Below are 2,923 nucleotides of genomic sequence, written 5' to 3'. Positions count from 1 at the left end.
TCTACCAGAGCAAGTCTGGCTGAACCCAGAGAAGGACGGGGGTGACTTAAAGGTCGCCGTGTAGATGAACACGACAACTACCTTGACAAACAGCGCTACCTTTCTCAAAAAAGAGTTACGCAAGGGAGATCTGGTTCTGTTGAAAGGCTCAAACAAAGCAAGCCATTTGGCACGCCTCATTCTTGATAGAACAAAGGATGTACAATGCTGGCAGCAAGATTGCGGCCTCGATATATTTTGTATTGACTGTAAAAATCTCTATGCCTCAGCCCCTGAAACAACTCGAAGCGACTACAAGAACTAACAAAATTGTTTCTATAAGCAGCTCATAAACAGACCAGCCTAGAATTTTTGAACATTCGAACGGGTTACTAATTTCAGGTTGCTTGAAATGGCAAATAAACAATTAGCTCTAAAATATCCGAAATGCCGCAAACTGCCATTTCCATTATTGGATTAATTGTATGAATAAACCGATTATCGGCATTCAACGAGACCACCAGCAACTTTCTAGCAAACGCTGGCAGTCTTTCTCGGCGCGCTGGCACGAGCTGGCTGCACAACATGGTGTGGCAACGCTGGATATCGATATTTTTTCCAATTCGGCCAACTGGCTGGATCAGCTCAAGGATTGTGATGGATTCATGTGGTGGTTCGCCCAACCACTATCGGTAAGCCGCCCGGGCCGTAGATTGATCGCTTCCCTGGCGCATCTTGGCAAGATACCAACCTTTCCCAATCTGAATACCATATGGCATTTTGATGACAAGGCCGCACAGTCCTATCTGCTGCAGCTGGCGGATATTCCGACACCTGCAACCTGGGTATTCTGGTCGAAATCACAGGCCGAGGAATTCATTGATTCGGCAGATTATCCGCTGGTGCTGAAGCTGTCTTCCGGTGTCATTTCCAAGAATGTCGAGCTGGTACACACGCGCCGTGAGGCGCGCCAGCATTTGGATGCGCTGTTCGATTCCGGCATGTATGCACTGCCGCCCGCCAATCTACCCTGGCGCTGGTTTGTCAGGCGCACCAGTGAAGCAATGCGGGTGCTGCTCTCGAAGCCAACGGATGAGGAATTTCATAAGGGCTATTTATTGCTCCAGGAATTTTTGCCTGGCAATGATTTTGATATCCGCATCACTATTATCGGCAAACGTGCCTTTGCCTTCAGGCGGTTTAACCGGCCCGGTGATTTCCGGGCGAGTGGCAGTGGCCGCATAGACTGGGATCCGGCCGGGGTTCCGCGGGATGCGCTTTTGCTCGCTTTCCAGACGGCCAGAATATTGCAAACCCAGTCGCTTGCTGTCGACGTCTTGCGGCGAGAAGGTGAGCCGGTCATTGCGGAAATCAGCTACTACTACGAGGGATGGGCGATTGCTGAATGCCCCGGACACTGGGAACTGTCTACGCACACATCCGAGCCTGTCTGGGTTGAAGGCGCCATGCGCCCGGAAGATGCCATCTGGGAAGATTTCATTGCCCGGCTTGACTCCCGATCGATCCGGTAGACCCGGTATTTTTCAATCAACCGCTATCAAGGTGAAATTTCCCCATGAATATTCTCCGAATCCTGTTTGGCAAACGTGCCCGCAAGGTGCCTTTTTCGACGCTGTCCGAAATCCTGCGCATGCGCTTTGGCTCGCAGCGGCTGTTGTTTCAGGAATATATCGACTATCGTTTGCATGAGCTGGATGATCTGACGGCGGAGGAACGCAGCAGGTTTCTGGGCAACGGCCGGAAATTTCGGCTCAATTATGTGTGCAATGATTCCCGCTGGTTCATGCTGGGCGAGAAGCTGCCCATGACGCTGTTCATGATGGCAACTGAGCTTCCGATGCCAAAAATTCGCGCAGTTTATGATCTCAGTGGCAGGCATCTGCCCGGTTCCGTCACCTTGAGCCATATCGACCAGGCGGCCACCTATCTGCGCACTCCCGAACATTATCCAATGTTTGCCAAACCCAGCCATGGCGCTTATGGCTGGGGGGCGGTGGGTCTGGAAAAATATTTGCCGGAATCGGACAGCATCTCGTTCACAAGCGGCAAGCAGCGCAAAGTGTTTGAATGGCTCGAATCGCTCAATCCGGAATTTTCGCATGGCATTCTGTTTCAGGAGGTGCTCAAGCCGCATCCGGAAATCGCCCGTGTCTGTGGACCCCGGCTCAGCAGCGTGCGTGTCACTTCGGCGCGGATGAACGGCAAGAACTCGATTGTCAGCGCGGTCTGGCGCATTCCGACCGGGTCGAATATGGTGGACAACTTTCAGCATGGCGCCTCAGGCAATTTTCTGGGGGGCGTCGATACAACCAGCGGACAAATCACGCGCGTAGTAGGCAAACTGAATGGCAAGATTGAGTTGGTCAGCACCCATCCGGATACGGGAAAACCGTTCGATCACTATACCCTGCCGGACTGGCCGCGCGTGATCGAAGTCTGTGACCAGGCCGCCAATTATCTCATGGGCATGAATCTGCATCACTGGGACATCGCCCTGACCGAGCGCGGCCCGGTCATTATCGAAAACAATGAAATCGCCGATCTGGATCTGCACCAGCACGCGAACCGCAAAGGCTTCTGGTCGGATGAGATTGAAGCCACGCGCCGCGCGTCCTATCCCCGCTACTGGGAGCAGCTAAGCTGGCCGCAAAAGAAGCTGGCCAATCTGATGCGCAAAATCGATGTGTTTTATTGAGAACATGGCGTGGCGGCATGGATGGGCTGCATCAGGCGCAGGCTGGGTCTGGAGGTGAATGGGTGGCGGTGGCTGGGACTCAGTCCTGGTTTGACGGTGCATAAATGCACCCTACTCTGACGGCTGAACAGGCGTAGATACTCTGTCTTCAGTCAAGCAAAATTTACATATTAGCGCCCTTTATTTTGAAAAACTTGTCACCATCAAACGGCATGTTGTTATGCAGCA

2 protein-coding genes are annotated in these 2,923 nt (G+C 52.5%); both read left to right on the top strand.

Translation table 11 applies throughout. The annotated features are described in order from the left end of the window. The first annotated feature begins 464 nt into the window (after positions 1-464). Positions 465-1,511, top strand: a complete 1,047-nt coding sequence (locus BLV85_RS14505; RefSeq protein WP_090415930.1) for an ATP-grasp domain-containing protein — start codon at positions 465-467, stop codon at positions 1,509-1,511. 44 nt (positions 1,512-1,555) lie between these two features. Next, positions 1,556-2,695: a sugar-transfer associated ATP-grasp domain-containing protein gene (locus BLV85_RS14500; RefSeq protein WP_090415929.1), complete on the top strand. Its 1,140-nt coding sequence runs from the start codon at positions 1,556-1,558 to the stop codon at positions 2,693-2,695. Positions 2,696-2,923: the final 228 nt, after the last annotated feature.

Source organism: Nitrosomonas halophila, assembly GCF_900107165.1.
In the GTDB taxonomy this organism is placed as follows: domain Bacteria; phylum Pseudomonadota; class Gammaproteobacteria; order Burkholderiales; family Nitrosomonadaceae; genus Nitrosomonas; species Nitrosomonas halophila.
Note: the sequence above shows the minus strand (reverse complement) of the source record. Positions and strands in the feature narration are given on the sequence as shown.

Bases quoted from the DNA above. Each gene is read 5' to 3' on its own strand.
- BLV85_RS14500 (WP_090415929.1), top strand. From the start codon at position 1,556: ATGAATATTCTCCGAATCCTGTTTGGCAAACGTGCCCGCAAGGTGCCT.
- BLV85_RS14505 (WP_090415930.1), top strand. From the start codon at position 465: ATGAATAAACCGATTATCGGCATTCAACGAGACCACCAGCAACTTTCT.